Source organism: Nonomuraea sediminis, assembly GCF_018531495.1.
In the GTDB taxonomy this organism is placed as follows: Bacteria; Actinomycetota; Actinomycetes; order Streptosporangiales; family Streptosporangiaceae; genus Nonomuraea; species Nonomuraea sediminis.
The window spans coordinates 29,142-45,073 of the sequence record NZ_JAHDTI010000012.1 but is presented as its reverse complement, the minus strand read 5'-3'; the positions used below and the strand labels follow the sequence as shown (position 1 = coordinate 45,073).

Annotated in this window: 21 protein-coding genes; 9 read left to right on the top strand and 12 right to left on the bottom strand. The window is 66.5% G+C overall.

Features of this window, described 5'->3' with window-relative positions; translation table 11 throughout:
- Nucleotides 1-624: 624 nt before the first annotated feature.
- Entirely contained in the window at nt 625-1,146 is a 522-nt protein-coding gene (locus KIK09_RS40220; RefSeq protein ID WP_214324749.1) for a hypothetical protein, read from the bottom strand.
- Between the two features lie 171 nt (nt 1,147-1,317).
- Here KIK09_RS40220 and KIK09_RS40215 point away from each other — a divergent pair, with 171 nt between their 5' ends.
- Nucleotides 1,318-2,016, top strand: a complete 699-nt coding sequence (locus KIK09_RS40215; protein ID WP_214324748.1) for an ISL3 family transposase — start codon at nt 1,318-1,320, stop codon at nt 2,014-2,016.
- A 39-nt stretch (nt 2,017-2,055) separates the two neighbouring features.
- Nucleotides 2,056-2,961 carry a transposase gene (locus KIK09_RS40210; RefSeq protein WP_214324747.1) on the top strand — a complete coding sequence of 302 codons (906 nt, stop codon included), beginning with the start codon at nt 2,056-2,058 and terminating at the stop codon, nt 2,959-2,961.
- A gap of 801 nt (nt 2,962-3,762) precedes the next feature.
- Here the strand turns inward: KIK09_RS40210 and KIK09_RS40205 are convergent.
- Together KIK09_RS40205 and KIK09_RS40200 are read right to left on the bottom strand one after the other, a co-directional pair.
- The gene (locus tag KIK09_RS40205) at nt 3,763-4,644 is read right to left on the bottom strand and encodes a dioxygenase family protein (RefSeq protein WP_308164611.1); all 882 of its coding nucleotides are present in this window, start codon (nt 4,642-4,644) and stop codon (nt 3,763-3,765) included.
- 47 nt (nt 4,645-4,691) lie between these two features.
- On the bottom strand, nt 4,692-5,171 hold the full coding sequence (locus KIK09_RS40200; protein WP_214324746.1) for a MarR family winged helix-turn-helix transcriptional regulator: 480 nt from the start codon (nt 5,169-5,171) through the stop codon (nt 4,692-4,694).
- A 116-nt stretch (nt 5,172-5,287) separates the two neighbouring features.
- Here KIK09_RS40200 and KIK09_RS40195 point away from each other — a divergent pair, with 116 nt between their 5' ends.
- The 3 genes from KIK09_RS40195 to KIK09_RS40185 all read left to right on the top strand — a co-directional run bounded on the left by KIK09_RS40195 (nt 5,288) and on the right by KIK09_RS40185 (nt 7,286).
- The gene (locus KIK09_RS40195) at nt 5,288-5,662 is read left to right on the top strand and encodes a DoxX family protein (RefSeq protein ID WP_214324745.1); all 375 of its coding nucleotides are present in this window, start codon (nt 5,288-5,290) and stop codon (nt 5,660-5,662) included.
- Nucleotides 5,663-5,710: 48 nt separating this feature from the next.
- A complete protein-coding gene (locus KIK09_RS40190; RefSeq protein WP_214324744.1) occupies nt 5,711-6,319 on the top strand; it encodes an ester cyclase in 609 nt (202 codons plus the stop codon).
- Between the two features lie 397 nt (nt 6,320-6,716).
- Nucleotides 6,717-7,286, top strand: a complete 570-nt coding sequence (locus KIK09_RS40185; protein ID WP_214324743.1) for a YceI family protein — start codon at nt 6,717-6,719, stop codon at nt 7,284-7,286.
- Here the strand turns inward: KIK09_RS40185 and KIK09_RS40180 are convergent.
- Nucleotides 7,283-7,447, bottom strand: coding sequence for a hypothetical protein (locus KIK09_RS40180; protein ID WP_214324742.1), 165 nt, complete (start codon nt 7,445-7,447; stop codon nt 7,283-7,285). The genes KIK09_RS40185 and KIK09_RS40180 overlap by 4 nt on opposite strands.
- 40 nt (nt 7,448-7,487) lie before the next feature.
- Nucleotides 7,488-7,742: a helix-turn-helix domain-containing protein gene (locus tag KIK09_RS60755; protein ID WP_372455747.1), complete on the bottom strand. Its 255-nt coding sequence runs from the start codon at nt 7,740-7,742 to the stop codon at nt 7,488-7,490.
- Nucleotides 7,743-8,431: 689 nt separating this feature from the next.
- Between KIK09_RS60755 and KIK09_RS40170 the strand changes: the two genes are divergently transcribed.
- Nucleotides 8,432-9,379, top strand: coding sequence for an enoyl-CoA hydratase/isomerase family protein (locus KIK09_RS40170; protein WP_214324740.1), 948 nt, complete (start codon nt 8,432-8,434; stop codon nt 9,377-9,379).
- 128 nt (nt 9,380-9,507) lie between these two features.
- Here the strand turns inward: KIK09_RS40170 and KIK09_RS40165 are convergent, their stop codons facing one another.
- From KIK09_RS40165 to KIK09_RS60750, 4 genes are all read right to left on the bottom strand, one after another.
- Nucleotides 9,508-10,047 carry a TetR/AcrR family transcriptional regulator gene (locus tag KIK09_RS40165; protein WP_214324739.1) on the bottom strand — a complete coding sequence of 180 codons (540 nt, stop codon included), beginning with the start codon at nt 10,045-10,047 and terminating at the stop codon, nt 9,508-9,510.
- Entirely contained in the window at nt 10,044-10,262 is a 219-nt protein-coding gene (locus tag KIK09_RS40160; RefSeq protein ID WP_214324738.1) for a hypothetical protein, read from the bottom strand. The genes KIK09_RS40165 and KIK09_RS40160 overlap by 4 nt, the downstream gene beginning before the upstream one ends.
- Before the next feature lie 303 nt (nt 10,263-10,565).
- Nucleotides 10,566-10,871, bottom strand: coding sequence for a Tn3 family transposase (locus KIK09_RS60275; RefSeq protein ID WP_214324737.1), 306 nt, complete (start codon nt 10,869-10,871; stop codon nt 10,566-10,568).
- Between the two features lie 13 nt (nt 10,872-10,884).
- The gene (locus KIK09_RS60750) at nt 10,885-10,974 is read right to left on the bottom strand and encodes a hypothetical protein (RefSeq protein ID WP_372455746.1); all 90 of its coding nucleotides are present in this window, start codon (nt 10,972-10,974) and stop codon (nt 10,885-10,887) included.
- Between the two features lie 15 nt (nt 10,975-10,989).
- Between KIK09_RS60750 and KIK09_RS40145 the strand changes: the two genes are divergently transcribed.
- Nucleotides 10,990-11,328 carry a tyrosine-type recombinase/integrase gene (locus KIK09_RS40145; RefSeq protein WP_308164610.1) on the top strand — a complete coding sequence of 113 codons (339 nt, stop codon included), beginning with the start codon at nt 10,990-10,992 and terminating at the stop codon, nt 11,326-11,328.
- Nucleotides 11,329-11,342: 14 nt separating this feature from the next.
- Nucleotides 11,343-11,837 carry a hypothetical protein gene (locus tag KIK09_RS40140; protein ID WP_214324735.1) on the top strand — a complete coding sequence of 165 codons (495 nt, stop codon included), beginning with the start codon at nt 11,343-11,345 and terminating at the stop codon, nt 11,835-11,837.
- A 589-nt stretch (nt 11,838-12,426) separates the two neighbouring features.
- Here the strand turns inward: KIK09_RS40140 and KIK09_RS40135 are convergent.
- Genes KIK09_RS40135 through KIK09_RS40125 form a run of 3 tightly spaced genes read right to left on the bottom strand, consistent with a single transcriptional unit; the run spans nt 12,427 to nt 14,837 of the window.
- The gene (locus tag KIK09_RS40135; RefSeq protein WP_214324734.1) at nt 12,427-13,038 is read right to left on the bottom strand and encodes a cysteine hydrolase family protein; all 612 of its coding nucleotides are present in this window, start codon (nt 13,036-13,038) and stop codon (nt 12,427-12,429) included.
- Nucleotides 13,039-13,089: 51 nt separating this feature from the next.
- The gene (locus KIK09_RS40130; RefSeq protein ID WP_214324733.1) at nt 13,090-14,010 is read right to left on the bottom strand and encodes an MBL fold metallo-hydrolase; all 921 of its coding nucleotides are present in this window, start codon (nt 14,008-14,010) and stop codon (nt 13,090-13,092) included.
- 2 nt (nt 14,011-14,012) lie between these two features.
- On the bottom strand, nt 14,013-14,837 hold the full coding sequence (locus tag KIK09_RS40125; protein ID WP_214324732.1) for an enoyl-CoA hydratase/isomerase family protein: 825 nt from the start codon (nt 14,835-14,837) through the stop codon (nt 14,013-14,015).
- 128 nt (nt 14,838-14,965) lie between these two features.
- On the opposite strand from KIK09_RS40125, the gene KIK09_RS40120 reads away from it, so the two are divergent.
- Nucleotides 14,966-15,583 (top strand): TetR/AcrR family transcriptional regulator, encoded by a 618-nt coding sequence (locus tag KIK09_RS40120; RefSeq protein ID WP_308164609.1) that lies wholly within the window; start codon nt 14,966-14,968, stop codon nt 15,581-15,583.
- Nucleotides 15,584-15,932: the final 349 nt, after the last annotated feature.

The following is a 15,932-nucleotide window of genomic DNA, read 5'->3' as shown; positions in this document are numbered from 1 at the left end:
TGGTGCCGGGCTCGGACACCCATCTCTCGGGGTCCCCGTCCGGGGTAGGGGATGGGTGTCCGAGCCCGGCACCCCTCCTGTGCGGGCCTGCTCGTCCGGGTCAGGCCGCGGTTCTGCCTGGCGAGCGGCAGCGATAGCGATGGTGGTCCCGGCCGCTTCCTGGCCCTTCCTCTGCTGCTTCCGGCCGGTCCTTCAACCGTCGTACAGGTGTCCGCCGGGGGTTCCACTTTTTCAAGGTCGTTTGAGGTGGCGGCCCCAAGTTTCCGCCGCGCCGTCCCGCAACAAGGTGCGGGTGACAGTGCAGCAGGAGGTTCCCGAGCGCACGGCGCTCGTCGTCGGTCATGTCCGGGTCGTAGCGGGGGCCGTTCTTCTCGGCTGCGTTGATGTGGGCGATCTCGAGATTCATGTACGGCTTACCGTTGATGAACCGGATGATCGGCTGCCGACAGTACGGCCAATAGCTGTTGAGCGTCGAGAAACTGGGCTCTGACCCACTCTCGATGATCAGTTACTCAGGGTGAGCCTCGCGCGGTGTGAGCGTCACGTGATGTCAGTGGGAAACGGTGCCGGCTGACAGTCGGGATGACACGGGTTGTCAGTAGATCCGCTACTCCCTATCGAAGTTCAGGTCTGGCGACCCTCGTAGCCCTCGCGGGCGAAATCGAGGTCGCGCCTGCGTAAGTGCATCTCCAAGTCGAACTCATCGACGAAGCTCCGGCAATGACTATCGCTGCGCGTAACGCCGTCGACGGTGTGTTCTTCGGTGACCTCGGTGCCGGAGGCTGTGATGGTGATGGCGTCGGCGCCCCAGGCCGGGTTGGCGTTTTCACGGGTGTAGGTGAAGCCTTTCACGATGAGGGAGGGCAGGTAGTCCTGCGCCGCGCCGCCAAGCTCGTGACGACGGACCTGGATCGTCACGCCGTGGACGGCATCCCACGTTGCTATCACCGTGAGGTCGTCGACGTTCGCGGGATGCCAGCCGTCGGCCTCGTTCGGCTCCCAATCGCCGCTGGTCCAAGCCTCGGCGTGCTCGGCGAATCTGCCCTTCAGGTGCGTCCGGTCGGCGATCTGGGGGGACCAGGCCACCTCGTCCCAGCGCTCGAGGACAAGCAAGCCGCTGGAGGTCTCGTAGAGGGTGACAGCCATGGCCTTCTCCTGAGGGACGAGGGGTGATCGGGTCGTCGGCGACTGGGCCGGCATGCCGTGGCACACGCTGGCGCGTTCCCAGATCATCGCGATCTTGTAAAGAGCCTCACGCGGAGGTGGCCGCCCGTCAACGATCTGGTTTGTCGAGAACCTGATCTTCAACGAGCGGCCGTGGAGTTCATTGTGCTGCATGTGCTGGCGGGCGAAGATGCCTGCTGCCTTCGTTTGTTCTGCCCTGCCCTCAAGGACGTGGATGTTCTGGATGTTGAGGACCTCGGCGATACCGTGCTGATCGCGGCGCGCACCGCGGCGACCGAGGCCCCGTGCCCGGAGTGTGGGCTGCTCTCGACCCGGGTGCACAGCCGGTATCGCCGGACCGTGTGGGATCTGGCGACGTGCGGGCGGCCGGTCAAGGTCGAGTTGGAGGTGCGCCGCTTCTTCTGTCGCGAGCCCCCTTGTGATCGGGAGATCTTCGCCGAGCAGGTTGACGGGCTGACTCAGCGGCATGCCCGTCGCAGCAACGCCTTACGCGGTCTCCTCACCTCGATCGCGATAGCACTGGCCGGACGAGCCGGTGCCCGCATGGCCTGCCTGGTCGGCGCGCCGGTCAGCAGGTCAACACTGCTGCGGATGCTGCGGGCCCTGCCCGATCCGGAGATAGGGCAGGTCACGATGCTGGGCGTCGACGACTTCGCGAAGAGGCGCGGAAACTCCTACGGCACCGTCCTGGTGGACATGGATACCCACCGTCCTGTCGATCTGCTGGACGGCCGGACCGCCAACGACTTGGCCACCTGGTTGAAGGACCATCCCGAGGTGCAGGTGATCTGCCGGGACAGGGTCGGCTCCTACGCCGACGGCGCCCCGTGAGGGCGCCCCGAGGCCATCCAAGTCGCCGATCGCTTCCATTTGTGGCACAACCTCGCCGCGGCGCTGGAGAAGACGATCCGCGCGCACCGATCCTGCCTGCAGGAAGTCCCCGACCAAGACACCACGATCAAGGACGAAGCCGGCAGCGAGACCGAGCCCGTCGAGCGGTCCAAGACCCTGGACTCCTACGGCAACGAACGGCCGATGGTGACACGGACATACGAACGCTACGCCCGGGTCCGGGCGCTGCGGGCCAAGGGCGAGTCGTTGAACGCCATCAGCCGCGAACTCGGCCTGGCCTTCCGCACCGTCCGCAAGTTCGCCAACGCCACCAGCATCGACGAACTCCTGGCCCCGACGCTCGATCGCTCGAGCAAGCTGGATGAGTTCAAGCCCTACCTCACCCGCCGGTGGAACGAGGGCTGCACCAACGCCGTCCAGCTCCACTCCGAGATCAAGGCCCAAGGATTCACCGGCAGCCCACGCGCCGTCCAGGGCTGGCTCAAACCACTACGCGGCCACCAGGACGTGCGGCAAGAGCCATGTCCACCACCCAAGCCCCGCCGCGTCACCGGCTGGATCATGACCCATCCCGACCGTCTGGACACCGAGAAGAAAGCCGGACTGGAGCAGATCCTTGCCCGCTGCCCCGAGCTTCTCGAGACCGCCAGGCTGGTCCGCAGCTTCGCCACGATGATGACCAACCGAGACGGCCACCTGCTCGACGACTGGATCGCCGCCGCCGAAGCCGGAGCCTCGCCCTACCTGGCCGCCTTCGCCACCGGACTCCGACGCGACCACGCCGCAGTGCAAGCCGGGCTGGCACTGCCCCACAGCAGCGGCGCCGTCGAGGGAACCGTGAACAAGATCAAATTCTTGAAGCGGCAAATGTTCGGCCGCGCTAACTTCGACCTTCTAAGGGCCCGCGTCCTCCGCTACTCCTGACTCTCACGCTCTGTCACCGAGATCATCGAGAGTGAGCTAGAGCCAGAAACTGACAGTGGTCGGCGACAAGTTCTGTCAGTAGCTCACCGATGGTTTTCCTGCCTCGACATGCTTTCAAGGCGGCTGATCTGCGCCCGTCATTCGCTCAGATGCTCGCCAGGAAGACCAGCGTCACTGTCTGCCCTGACCGAGGCCGTTCAGGTGCGGAGGTCAGGCTCCTGAGGCCTACGGCGGTGAGAGACCTGCCCGCCAGGCCTGACCATATGTAAGCGGGTGCGGAGACATGTCTCCGCACCCGCTTACATATGGTCAGGCCGAGAGTCGCGTGACGATCACTTCGAGCGGCGTCGACCTAGACGGGGCATGACGAGTATCCGACTTTGGCTGGCCGAGCACCGGGACGCATCGACATCCCGCGCGTGGAGCGACGGGACGCGGCGAGCCCGCCGCCGGGGCATATGCACCAGCTGCGGTTCGAAGTCGCCGTTGCGGGAGCTGCCTGGCCCGCGACCTACGGGGCTGTGCTCCTCCTGGCCGGGGTGCTCGGTCATCTCTACTTGCGGGGCCCGTACGCCCCGGGTGACCTCCGGCTCGCCCTAGTCGGGACTGCCCGGAGGCGTCGGCGCGGTCCGTCAGCCGCTTGACGGTCCCGTCCGGCAGCGCGTCTTCCGCCGGTTGGACGACCGGCTTCTGCGTCCTGTCCGCTATGGCGTCCGGCTGGCCAGATGACCGAGGCCGGGTCGCCGGCCTGTCGCATCAAGGATTTGCACGATCTTCCGCTCACGCTCTGTCGCTGGGGTGTCAGGTGGTCTGGAAGGAGCGTTTGGCGAAGCCGAGGACGTAGCCGTCGATGGCGGTCTGCACGGGTCGTTCGGGGTCGCCGCCGGCGCCGAGAGTGATGAACAGCGGGGTGTAGTGGTCGGGGGTGGGGTGGGCGTGGGGCATGCCGGGTGCGCGGTCGCGCCAGGCGGCGAGTTCCTCGACGTCGCCGCGGGCCAGGGCGTCGGCGGCCCAGGTGTCGAAGTCGGAGGACCAGGCGGGAACGGTGCCCTTGCGGAGCATGTCGGGGGTGATCGCGTGGAGGCCATGGGTCATGAACCCGGAGCCGATGACGAGGATTCCTTCCTCGCGCAGGGGGGCCAGCCGGGCGCCGAGTTCCAGTAGCCGGGCGGGGTCGTGGGTGGGCATGGACAGCTGGAGCACGGGGATATCGGCGAGCGGGAACATGGCCGTCAACGGGAGCCAGGACCCGTGGTCCAGGCCGCGGCTGGGGTGCTGGTGGACGGGCTCGTCGTGCGGCATCATCGCCGCTACCCGCCGGGCCAGGGCGCTCGAGTCGGGGGTGTCGTAGCGGACCTGGCGGTAGCGGGGGTGGAAGCCGGCGAAGTCGTAGACCAGCGGCGTGTGGGCGGCGGGTGCCGACAGGGACAGCGGCGCGTGTTCCCAGTGGGCGGAGACGATCAGGACGGCCCTGGGTTTGGGCAGGTTCTGGGACCAATCGAGGAGCTGGCGCATCCAGGGGCCGTCGTCGAGTAGTGGTGGGGCGCCGTGGCTGACGTAGAGGGCGGGCAGGGGGCCGTCGGCGGGGGTCCAGTCGCGCTGGGCGCGGGCTCGGCGCAGGGCGCCGGGCAGGAAGTCGTCGTAGGCGCCGGCGGGCACGACGGGAGCGAGTATCGAGGTCACGGTGAGCCTTCTGCGGGGCGGGCCGGAGTTGCGGGTGGGGTACATCGTCACTGCGGGCAGGCGTCGGCGGGGTCGATGGCCTGGTTGACGCGGTGGCCGATGGTGCGCAGGGTGCGCTGCTGGGCCTGGGTGAGCGGGTCGAAGACGAGGCGGCGGACCTCCTCGACGTGGCCCGGGGCGGTGGCGACGACCTTGTCCCAGCCGGCTTCGGTGAGGACGGCCAGGGTGTAGCGGCCGTTGTCGGGATCGGGGGTGCGGCGTACCCAGCCTTGCTTCTCCAGGCGCTTGACCACGTGGGACAGGCGGGAGAGCGAGCCGTTGGTGAGGATCGCCAGGTCGCTCATGCGCATGGTGCGTTCGGTGGCCTCGGACAGGGTGGCGAGGACCTGGTACTCGAAGTGGCTGATGCTGGCGTCGCGCTGCAACTGGGTGTCCAGCGCGTTCGACAGGTTGATGACCATGGCGGTCAGGGAGAGCCAGGTCTGCCTCTCCTCGGCGTTCAGCCAGCGGGGTTCTTGCGCGTCCATGACCGCATCCTAACTTGATTCTTCAAGTCAAATCCAATCCTCCGAACTTGACGCTTCAAGTGTCGCGCGCTAGCTTCGAGCTTGAAGATTCAAGTCAACGGATGGGAAGTCCCCTGATGAACACCGCCCTGTGGGTCATTGCCGGCGTCCTCGCGCTCGTGTTTCTGGCGGCCGGGCTGATGAAGATCAGCCAGCCGCGCGAGAAGCTGGCCGCCTCCGGCATGGCCTGGACCGCGGACTTCTCCCCGGGGACCGTCAAGACGGTCGGCGCCGTCGAGGTGCTCGGCGCCATGGGGCTGATCGTCCCGGCCGCGCTCGGCATCGCGCCGACCGTGGCGGCCTGGGCCGCCCTCGGACTCGCGGCGACCATGCTCGGCGCCATCGTGTTGCACCTGCGCCGCAAGGAGGCGACAGCCCTCCCGGTCGCCCTGGTCCTGTTCGTCCTAGCCGCCGAGGTGGCCTGGGGCCGCTTCGGCCCCTACGCCTTCTGAACCCCATCCCCTCCCCTCAGCGTGATCTTGCAGACAAGGAGTTTCGACATGATCAACCGCCGCAACGTCCTGAAGGGCGCGGGCGCCGTCGCCCTGGGCGCCCTCGTCTTCACCGCGGTAGCCACCGGAACCGGCCTGGCAGCCTCGGCCACGAGCAGCCCGGAACCGCTCGGAAACCCGGCCGCCACCTCGCAGGCCGAGTCGTCCTGGCCGACCAACCTGACCCATGAGGAGCGCAAGAACCTGGAGACCTTCGACGACCTGGACTTCGACGTCTACTCCGGTCAGCAGTGGGACCGGATCGGTGAGAGCCACGCGCGGAACATCCGCGTCCACTGGCCTGACGGCCACTACACGGACGGCCTCGCCCAGCACATCGCCGACATGAAGAGCCAGTTCGTCTGGGCGCCGGACACGCGCATAACCGAGCACCCGAACCGCATCGCCAAGGGCAACCTGACCTCGGTGACCGGCGTCATGCAGGGCACCTTCACGAAGCCCATGCCGGACGGCAAGGGCGGCTTCATCCAGCCGACGGGCAAGAAGTTCTCCATCAACATGGTCACGGTCGGCATCTGGAACAAGGACGGCGTGATGCAGGAGGAGTTCCTCTTCTGGGACAACAACACCTTCTACCAGCAGCTCGGCCTCGCCTGACCCGCGTGTGGTCCGGCGGTGCGGAAACCGCCGGGCCACGCACAGACACCCTGAAGCGCCGCGCGGTCGTGAGCTGGACCGCGAAGCCCGGAGCGGGGCATCGAACGGTTGGGCAGGCATGTCTCGGCCTAGCGTCCGAGTTCGACAAGTGCGGGCCGCAGCCTGGCCCTGCTCTGTCAGGTCAGGCCTCGCCCCCGCAGGACGAGGCCCTCGGCGGGCAACTCGGCGAGTCGGCCGGACAGCACTCGAAGAGGCCGGACCGCCCGCCCATCAGTGAGGCGACGACCAGGCCTGCCCAGCAGCTTGAACACGCCTTCCATCGCGCCGCCCGAATCCGAGCAGAACGCCCCTATCAAATAGCTACTCACCCCCTGTCTCTCCGTGAAAGGCGATCGCCATGGCGAACCACACCATCAACCCCGCCCAGCCCTCCACCGGACTGTCCGACCTCACCGCCGGGTCCTGGGTCCTGAACGCGACCAAGTCCTCAGTGGAAATCAACCACAAGTCGATGTGGGGGCTGGCCACGATCAGGGCCGCCTTCACCGAATTCAGCGGCGAAGGGGAGATCGGCCCCGACGGTTCCGCGCACGGCACGCTGACCATCGAGGCCGCGTCGATCCTCAGCAAGCAGGCCAAGCTCGACACCCACCTGCGCTCCGCGGACTTCTTCGATGTCGAGAGGTACCCGACGTTCACCTTTACCGCCACCGGCGTCGTCGCCGACGGCGCCGGAACCGCCAAGGTCACTGGCCGCCTCACTGTGCTCGGGACGACCCGCCCGCTCACCTTCACCGCCCGCGTCGCTTCCGTCGGCGGCTTCGGCGCGGGCTCGGCGGGCCAGAAGATCGAGTTCGATCTCGTCGAGTCGGGGCAGCATCTTTGGGTTAATGTTGATCATGGGGCGTCTCAGGCAGGCGTGTTCATGCTGGCAAGGGGTCCCGTAGGACCGGGCGCATCCTCCTAGCTCGACTTTGCGTCGAAGTGTTCTTCGAACCCGAGCCATTCGGATTCGGTCACTGGGCGGTACTCATCGGCCTGGCGGCGGCGGTCGAGGTAGGCCTGGTAGTGGCGGACGAGGTCTTCGTTGAACGCCGCGACGTATCCCCGAGTCGTTTGCAGGTTCACATGTCCACGGAGGGCGGCGCCGATGTGGATGGGGAGCCCGTTATTTGACCAGCTCGGCGGCCAGCAACCTGCGGAAATCATGTGGCACTGAGCCGCGAAGGCTGACGTCCACAGAGCGGAGATCGCCAACTGCGATCAGGCGGTATGCGTGTGCTCTGGAAACACGGAGCAGCCTGGCGGCCTCTGGGATGGTGTAGAGCTGCAACTGATCCAGCGGAGGCGGTGCTGCGGTCTTCGAGGGAGTCGCTTTGTCAGGCCTCGAATGCGCCCTCTGCTTGGTTGGCCTGGTCCTCATTCACGGCCAGTCGTCTCATCTCCCGGCGTTCCTGCCAGTACCAGGACGCGAGGATTAAGACGCACACCGCGCACACGAGGAGCATGAACCTCGGGGACCGGATGATCCAGCCCACGGCCAGCGCTAGGACGCATTGAGCCACGACGCCTAACAAGCGGAGCTTGCCGACTTTGAGCTTCTGCCTGAGCTGTCTTACGGGTGAGGTGGGCAGCGCTTCCCACAGCAGGCCGCACTCGGGGCATCTCCATGGCTCGGTGGTTGCCGAGTCTGGGCGGTCGCAGCGGTGAGTGGTCATAAGGGGTCCTCCGGCAGATCGGCCTGCCCCTCAATCTCCCACCATCGCGGGACGCCCGAGATCCGGGTGTCTGGTCTTGGGCGCGCTACCAAGTCGGGACGCGCGCTCCAGGTCCGATACCGAGAAACTGGTGTGCGAAGGCGATGCCTGCAGGCGCGGCAGCGGGCTACGTGGTTGCGGGCGGCAGACTCCTCCAGTTCGAGGAATGAAGAGGCCTCCGGCCAGGGTGTTGAGAATCGAACGTTATTCGACATCGAGATGACCAACCTCGCGCTCTGCGGCTGATGACATGGATCCGAGTGGGGCACGTCGACGCCGACACCGTCAACCGGGAGATGTCGGTGCTGAAGGCCGCGCGAGGCGGCTCTCGGTATAACGCTGAGAAGGAGGTGTGATGGCGAAGCCGCTCGGCCCGAATCCGACGTTTTCTGTGGTTTGTCGGGTATCCATCACGGGCCGGTTTTTGAGGATTGAGCCGGCTGCGGCACGCGAGGAGCATGATCGCATGACCGATCAGTTGAACACAGCCAGCTGGGCGGGGCTTGTCAGCCGCCCCGACTTCGCCGAGTACGCGGAGAAGTACCGCGACTTCTTCGTGATGCGCCGCCGCGACGGCATCATCGAGCTCCGCATGCACACCGACGGCGACTCGTACGTCCAGACGTTTGCCGGTCACAACGCCTGGGGGCAGGCATGGCTGGAGGTCGGTAACGATCCGGAGAATGAGGTGCTCATCCTCACGGGTACCGGCGACCACTGGCTGGACGCGCGGCGCAGCGCCGAGGGGCATTTCGATCGGACGGTTGACGACATTGCCAAGATGTACGAGGACGCGGCGAAGCTGGTGCAGAACTTCGTCTTCGGCGTCGACGTCCCGACGATCGCCGCTGTCAACGGGCCCGGACCGCACACCGAGATCGCGCTCGCCTGTGACATCACGATCTGCACCGAGGACGCACGCTTCTTCGACCCGCACTTCCTGGTGTCGACCGCGCCCGGCGACGGGCAAAGCCTCACGTTCCAGGAACTGATGGGCACCAAGCGAGCCGCGTACCACATCTACACCGGCCAGGCGGTGGATGCGCGGCAGGCACTCGAGTACGGCATGGTGTCGGAGATCGTGCCGCGCGAGCGCCTGGTGGACCGGGCGTGGGAGCTCGCTGACATGATCATGCGACGTCCGCGTGGCGCGCGACGGATGACGCACGCCATCGTCAGCCGACCGTGGAAGCAGCGGGTCGTCAATGACTTTCCATTCCAGCTGCACAGCCAGGCTGCGGCGCTGTTCCTCGACGGCCCGCGGGCGGGCCGACCACCGGTCGGGGAGGAGCTTCGGTGGTGAGCCCGCTGGTGGACGGGCATGGTGCGCGGCTGCGAGGTGGCGGCGTTCAGCGGCATCCTGTACGCCGCCCGCAGGCGAGCATGGTGCCGAACGGTGAGCAGCTCATGACCGCAGAAGTACCCAGGTCACTATGGTGTCGGCCTTAGCCCGTACAACACCGCTCGGGTCACCTCGTCGGCCACCTGGTCGGGTGGGGTGTCCGGCAACCCGTTCTCCCGCCACCAGCAAACCGCGCCAACGATCGTCGAGCCGACGATGTGCGCCGCCACGGCCGACTCGTACGCGTACCGTTCGACGAGCAAGCCAGACACCTCGGTACGCACCGCGCGCTGGATCAGCGGGCGCAGAACGTCGATGTTCCGCCGGCAGCCGTCCGCCCGGCTGGAATCCTTCCACAGCAGCACCGCCAGGGCGTGGACGAGGTCGGCGACCGGCGCAGGCGCAGCCGGGAGCCGGGTGGCGAACCGGTGCCGGATCTCATCGCGCACCATCGCCTCGGCGAACGCGTACTTGTCGGCGTAGTGCGCGTAGAAGGTGGCTCGGTTGACGTCTGCGCGCTCGGTGATGTCGCCTACCCGGGCTGCGCGAAAGCCCTTCTCACGGATGACCTCGATGGCCGCCTGGCGCAGCAGCGATCGCGTCCGCCGGACCCGCCGGTCCGTGGTCATGCGGGCGCTTTCGCGTCGCCAACGAGCGCGACAATGCGGTCGCTAATCGCGGTAACGTCCCCGATGAGGTGGCCGGCGAGGTGCACGCGGGTGACGCATAGCGTCATCGCGTAGCGACTCGGCACCGGCCGCCCGCCGGGCCGGTCCGGCACCCGCTGGTCGAGCAGGGACGCGAACATGGCCAGATCAACGAGCGTGGAGCCGGCGTCGAGCAACCGCCGATGCTGCCGCGGATCCGGCGCGGCCCGTCGTCGCCGTATCCAGCCGGAGTACAGAGCGCGTCGAGGAAACTCGCGCTCCCCGCGCCAGCGCATCGCCCGCCAGGTCACACCGCCTCCATGATGACTCCGCATTCGACAAGTAGACTACGACGGCCCGGCTGGCACGCTGGCCATTTTCTGGCTCGCCACCAACGGCAGACTGGTGAGCTACGAACTGAGCGCCGAGCGAATCGCCATCGATCTGAAGAAGATCCCATAGGCACTCCCTGCCATCTCGGCCATGCTGTGCATTACGGCTCATCCCACTCCTCCGAGCGAGCCGAGGCTGCCGATAGTCAGCCGCGTGTTCAGGTCCAGGCGTACCTCGCCATACGGGCGGACGCGCAGCCAGAACAGCGGGGTCAGACCGCGCCGGTCGACCGGGGTCAGCAGGGCGGCCCACTCGGGATCGGCGAGCACGTCTTGCAGCATGAGGACATTCACCATGCCGAGCGAGGCCTGCAAGATCCGAAGACACAGCGCCGTCATCCCCACCTCATCGCGCCGGTTGGTGGAAATCTCGCCCCGCGGCCGTAGCAGATCACCGAGTCGGCGCGGTTCCACGCCTCTACCACGTTCAGCCCTTCCTCGATTTCCGCTGCAGGTCGCGGTCGTGTAAGTAGCGGGCGACGAACGTGGTGCGCGCCGTACACCCGATCTCCAACATCGCCTGGTAGGCCGGGTGCGAGGCGGTGCGGGTGAAGCGCGACAAGAACGCCTAACCTGGCCTGGCGCCGCCACCCAGCGAGCCCTGTTCCTCAACCGCCGCGGCGGGCGCCTGTCCACCCGCGCCGCCTCGGCCATCTTCACCGCCATCGCCCAGGCCGCCGGTTTGGAGGACCCCACCACCGCCCACATCGGCCGCCACACCTTCGTCACCCAGCTGATTCGCGGCGGCGAAGACCTCGTCACCGTCGCTGAACTGGCCGGCCACTCCCGCCTCGACGCGCTGCGTATCTACAGCCGGCCCACCGACGACGACAAACGGGCCGCCCTGCGCCACCTCACCGTTGACCGCTAGCCAGCTTGGGCGAGATGACCATCGACCCGGACGACACCAAACCCGCCGAGCAGAATCAACAAGCTCAAGGCCCCAGCACCCACACCGTGCCTGTCCGGCCCGACGGCTGGCCGGACTGGCTCGGACGACGTCCCATGACCAGCGACGACAGGGCTAAGATCCGCAAAGCCCTCGAAGCCGGGCTGCCCGAAGGACCGCTCACCGAGTGCGGCCCGTTCCTGTGCTACCTCACCATCGACGGCCTTGAGCACAGCGATCCACGCAAGCTCATTGCGCTGCACGGCCGCATCCACGCCGGCGCCCGCACCGCTGCGGAAGGACGCCAGACCGTCTACCACGCCACCGACACCACCATCACCATCGGCATCTCGACCGCATCAACCAACTCCGCCACGCCCTGGCCAAGCTCATCACCAAACACGGCTGGACCACCTGAGACGAACCCCGCTGACCTGCGGCTCAGCGCTTATCGAGAAGTCTCGTTGGAAAATGACCACGACCCCTGGTAGCCGAGCCGCCCCAGTTCCCCATGCACGCGACGGTAGCCCCACGCGGGGTTCCCCCGCGCCAGACGGATGATCAAGTCCCGGATCTCCCGGCTCGTCCTTGGACGTCCGAGCCGATGCGGGTAGGTCCAGGTCCGGCGGAGTAGACGACGATGCCAGGCCAGCAAGGTCGCCGGGGTGACAAGCCGATGGGCGCGCGACACCGTCGGCAACCACCGGGCCGGCGCCGCGAGAATGGTCCGATCTGCCCAGTCCGGCTTCGGGCGCGCGACCTGACGCCGTAGCACCGCCACCTCGTGACACAGCACCATGATCTCAACGTTCTTCGACGCTTGGCTGCGCCCCAGCAACATCAGTCAGCCGAACACCCGAACCGTGATCAGATAGAGCGGGCGAACAGGCACAAGGCGTGATCTTGTCCGCCCTAACAAACTCAGTCAAACCGCAGCGCAGAGGACCACAACGGCGTTTTGACGCGGTACAGGGAACCGCTACGCCCCCAGTGATTACGAACGGTAACCAGTGCAGGCTCGGCCGCAGAGAACACAGATCACTCGATCAACGGCTCCTGCCAGTATCGACCCCCGACTCTTCAAGCGGTGACGAGTTCGTCGGTGGTCACGATCGCATGTGCGAAGGTGGGCCCGTTGATCTCGTGGGCGGTGTGCATCGCCTCACGACTGAGGGCAGCAGTCGCATCCCTGACCAGGGTCGTGTGGTAGCCCAGCTCCGTCGCAGAACGCGAGGTGGACTCGATGCAGGTGTTGGCGAGCATGCCGACGGTCACGACGTGGTCGATCCCGCGCTGCCTGAGTTGGTGGTCCAGATCAGTGTTGGCGAAACCACTCTGCGCCCAGTGCTCCTTGATGACGACGTCGCCCGGCTGGACCTGGAAATCGTCGTGGAAGGCGCCGCCCCAGGTGCCCTCGGCGAAGGCCTGAAGCTCGGCAGAGGCCACCTGGGTGGGGGTCGGGAACTTCCAATCCTCGTAGTCGCCCGGTTCCCAGCGGTGATGGGGCACGAAGAAGACCTGGACACCGACCCGCCGAGCTATGTCCACGATGGTGCGCAGATGGCCCAGCGCATGCACTTCCTCGGCAACTTCCTTGAGCCGCGGCCACAGTTTGCCGCCCTCGCTGAGGAAGTCGTTGTAGGGGTCGACCAGCAGCAGGCCGGTCCTCGCTGGGTCGTGATGAAAAGTCACAATGCACCTATACGCATTCAAATTCTGGCAATCGACCGGTTCGGATTGCTGTCACGATTCGGCGAACAGCGGGTAGCCGCTGGTGTAGGTCAGTTCGATCAGTTCGGTACGGGGGGCTGCGCGGGCCAGTGCGGCGCGGATCGGGCCGATGTCGGCGGGGATGGTGCGGCCGGGCAGGAAGTCGTCGTGGTGGCTGAGAATCACTCGTGCGGGATGGAGGAGTTGGGCTTGCAGGGCGATGAAGTCGGCGAGGCTGCCCTGGATCGGTTCGCCGTCGAGGGTGGGCCTGCCGGTTGCGGCGAGGATGGCCACGTCGGGGTGTAGGTTGCGCAGGATGCCGCTCCAGTGTCCGGAGGTGTCTTGGAACAGCAGGCTGCCTTGGCTGGTTTCGAACAGGTAGACAAGTGCGCCGCCATCGCCGCGCGGGTGCTGGTTGCTGCGTTGGAAGTGGGCGAGCATCTGGGCAGAGAGGCCGGCCAGCCCGGTGGCCGGGGGGCGTTCAGCCTGACGGACCTGGCGTTCCTGGTAGGTGAGCCACAGATCGCCCAGGCATGCTTCGTCGGATGCGGGGAATTGGTGGGTCCAGACCGAGGAATGCAAGCTGGGGTAGACCGCGACGGTCACGTCGGCCGACAGGCGGATGCGTTCGCCTCCGCTGACCGGTAGCAGTTGGTCGTCGGGAACGCCCTCTCGTTCCATGATCCGGATGGTTTCGTGGCTGCCGATGATCGTGGCGCCGGTGCGCCGGGCAATGCGTTCCGCGCCCCACAAATGATCGAAATGGGAGTGGCCGATCACGATCCAGTCGGCTCTGTCGATATCGTCGGTGCGCACGTCGGGTCCCGGCGCACCGGGAAACCGATCGATGTAGGCATCGAGGAAGACGACCAGCTCGCCGATGGTCAGGCGGAAGGTCGCGCAGCCGTACCAATCCAGGGTCGTCTCGGCGGTGCCGCCGTCATTGCCGGCCACTGCTAACCCCGGTTGCCGGGACGGTCGGTAAAGACGCCGAAGAGCTCATGGGCCATGCCGAATCCATGATCCTCCAGCAATTGCCGCCGGAAGGGGCGCTGCACGATGGCGTGGGTCAGGCGTCGCGTGGATCGGGGCCTGTCCATCATCGTCTGGGCGATCTGTCGTGCGCGAGGCAGCAGCTCGTCGGTGGGCAGCACCTCGTTGACCAGTCCCAGGTCCAGCGCCTTGCGAGCATCGATCCGCTCGCTGGTGTACAAGGCATGAGCGGCCCGTTTGGGCCCCAGCAGGGATTGGAAGGCCAGTTGCAGACCGTCGCCCGGCGCCTGCCCAGCGGCGAAGTGCCCGTCGGAGAAGACCGCGTCCTCGGCGGCGAGTGTGATGTCACAGAATAGGGCGAGCTCGGTGTGGAAGCCGGGACCGTTGACCACCCCGATGGTGGGGACATCGACTCCGAAGACAAGGTTCTCCAGGAGCTTCATCGCGTCGTAGTAGAGTTCGTGGGCGACATCGCCGGGCCATTCATGAAACGGCTGGGCGAAGGAGGCAGGGTCGACGCCGGCCAGCCACGCGTTACCGGTTCCCGTCAGGATCACGACCTCGTTGCGGGGGTCGTTGCCGATCTCCTGCCACGCCTGGCCCCAAGCGTTGTGAAGCCCCAGGGAGTAGACGGCGGGGCCGCCCTTGGAGTGCATTCGTAGCTCTATGACCCCGCCGTTGCGCTCTATGACGAAATGGTCGGAGTACTTATCTGCATACGCCTCCAACGTCGGCCGCCTGACGAATCCGCCCAGACGGTTATGCCACTCATCCAGTTCCTTGGACATCGGTTCGCACCTCCCAACCCGACGCCCCTCGCAGACACGAGAGGCATAATCGGGGACTGTCCCCGGTTCGGTACGGGTACGATACGGGGATACTCCCCGATTTGCAACCATCGACCGAGGGACCGTACGTGATCAAGCCGGAGACCGGCGCGCCTGAAGCGGCACAACGCCCCATGCGCGCCGATGCACGCCGCAACTACGATCGGCTCCTCGCGGCGGCGAGGGACGCCTTCGCCGCCTACGGAGCCGATGCCTCCCTGGACGACATCGCCCGTGACGCGGGAGTCGGCAACGCTACGCTGTACCGGCATTTCCCCAGCCGGGAGGCCCTGCTGGACGCGGTCTTCCGGGACCGAGTCCAGGCGCTGTGCGCTCAGGCGGAGGAGTTGCTCGGCCGCGAGTCACCCGATGACGCGCTGGTCACCTGGCTACGGGCCCTCGTCGCACACGTCACCACCTATCGAGGCCTGGCAGCCTGGCTCATGTCCACCGCGACCGGACAAGAACAGTCCCCGGCCTCATGCCAGGAGTTGATACGCGCGGCTGGAAAATCCCTGCTCATCCGGGCCCAACAATCCGGAGCTGTCCGTCCTGACGTCGGCACCTCACAACTGCTCAGGCTCACCCACGCGATCGCCCTGGCTACCGAACACACGCCAGGCGAAGCCGACCAGCTACTTTCACTGCTCATGGACGGCCTCCGAATGCAGACGGCTCCACCACCCGGCTTCTCCCCCGCGACCTGACGCACCCAACCCGAGGCTCAGCCCAGCTCGTGCCAGACGCTCCGGCGGCCAGCCGGGTCTGTCCAGGTAACGACTCTGTCGCTCTTTCGATGGTGACGGAGGGTGCCGGGCTGTCACGCTGAGGGGTGGTTGAGGGTGACGGGCTCGTCCCTGTCCGGCCTGCCTCGGACCAATCACGGATCCAGCGCGAATCGTCGCCTTGAACAGGCGCCGACGAGACCGGCTCGGTGGCATCCTCCCCGAGTACTCACACGGGGCTGAACTGCATGGATGGAGTTTTCGGCAGGCGCAATGTTCCCCTCGAGATAGACACCACTCCCATACCCGCCTCTCAATGTAATTAATGGAT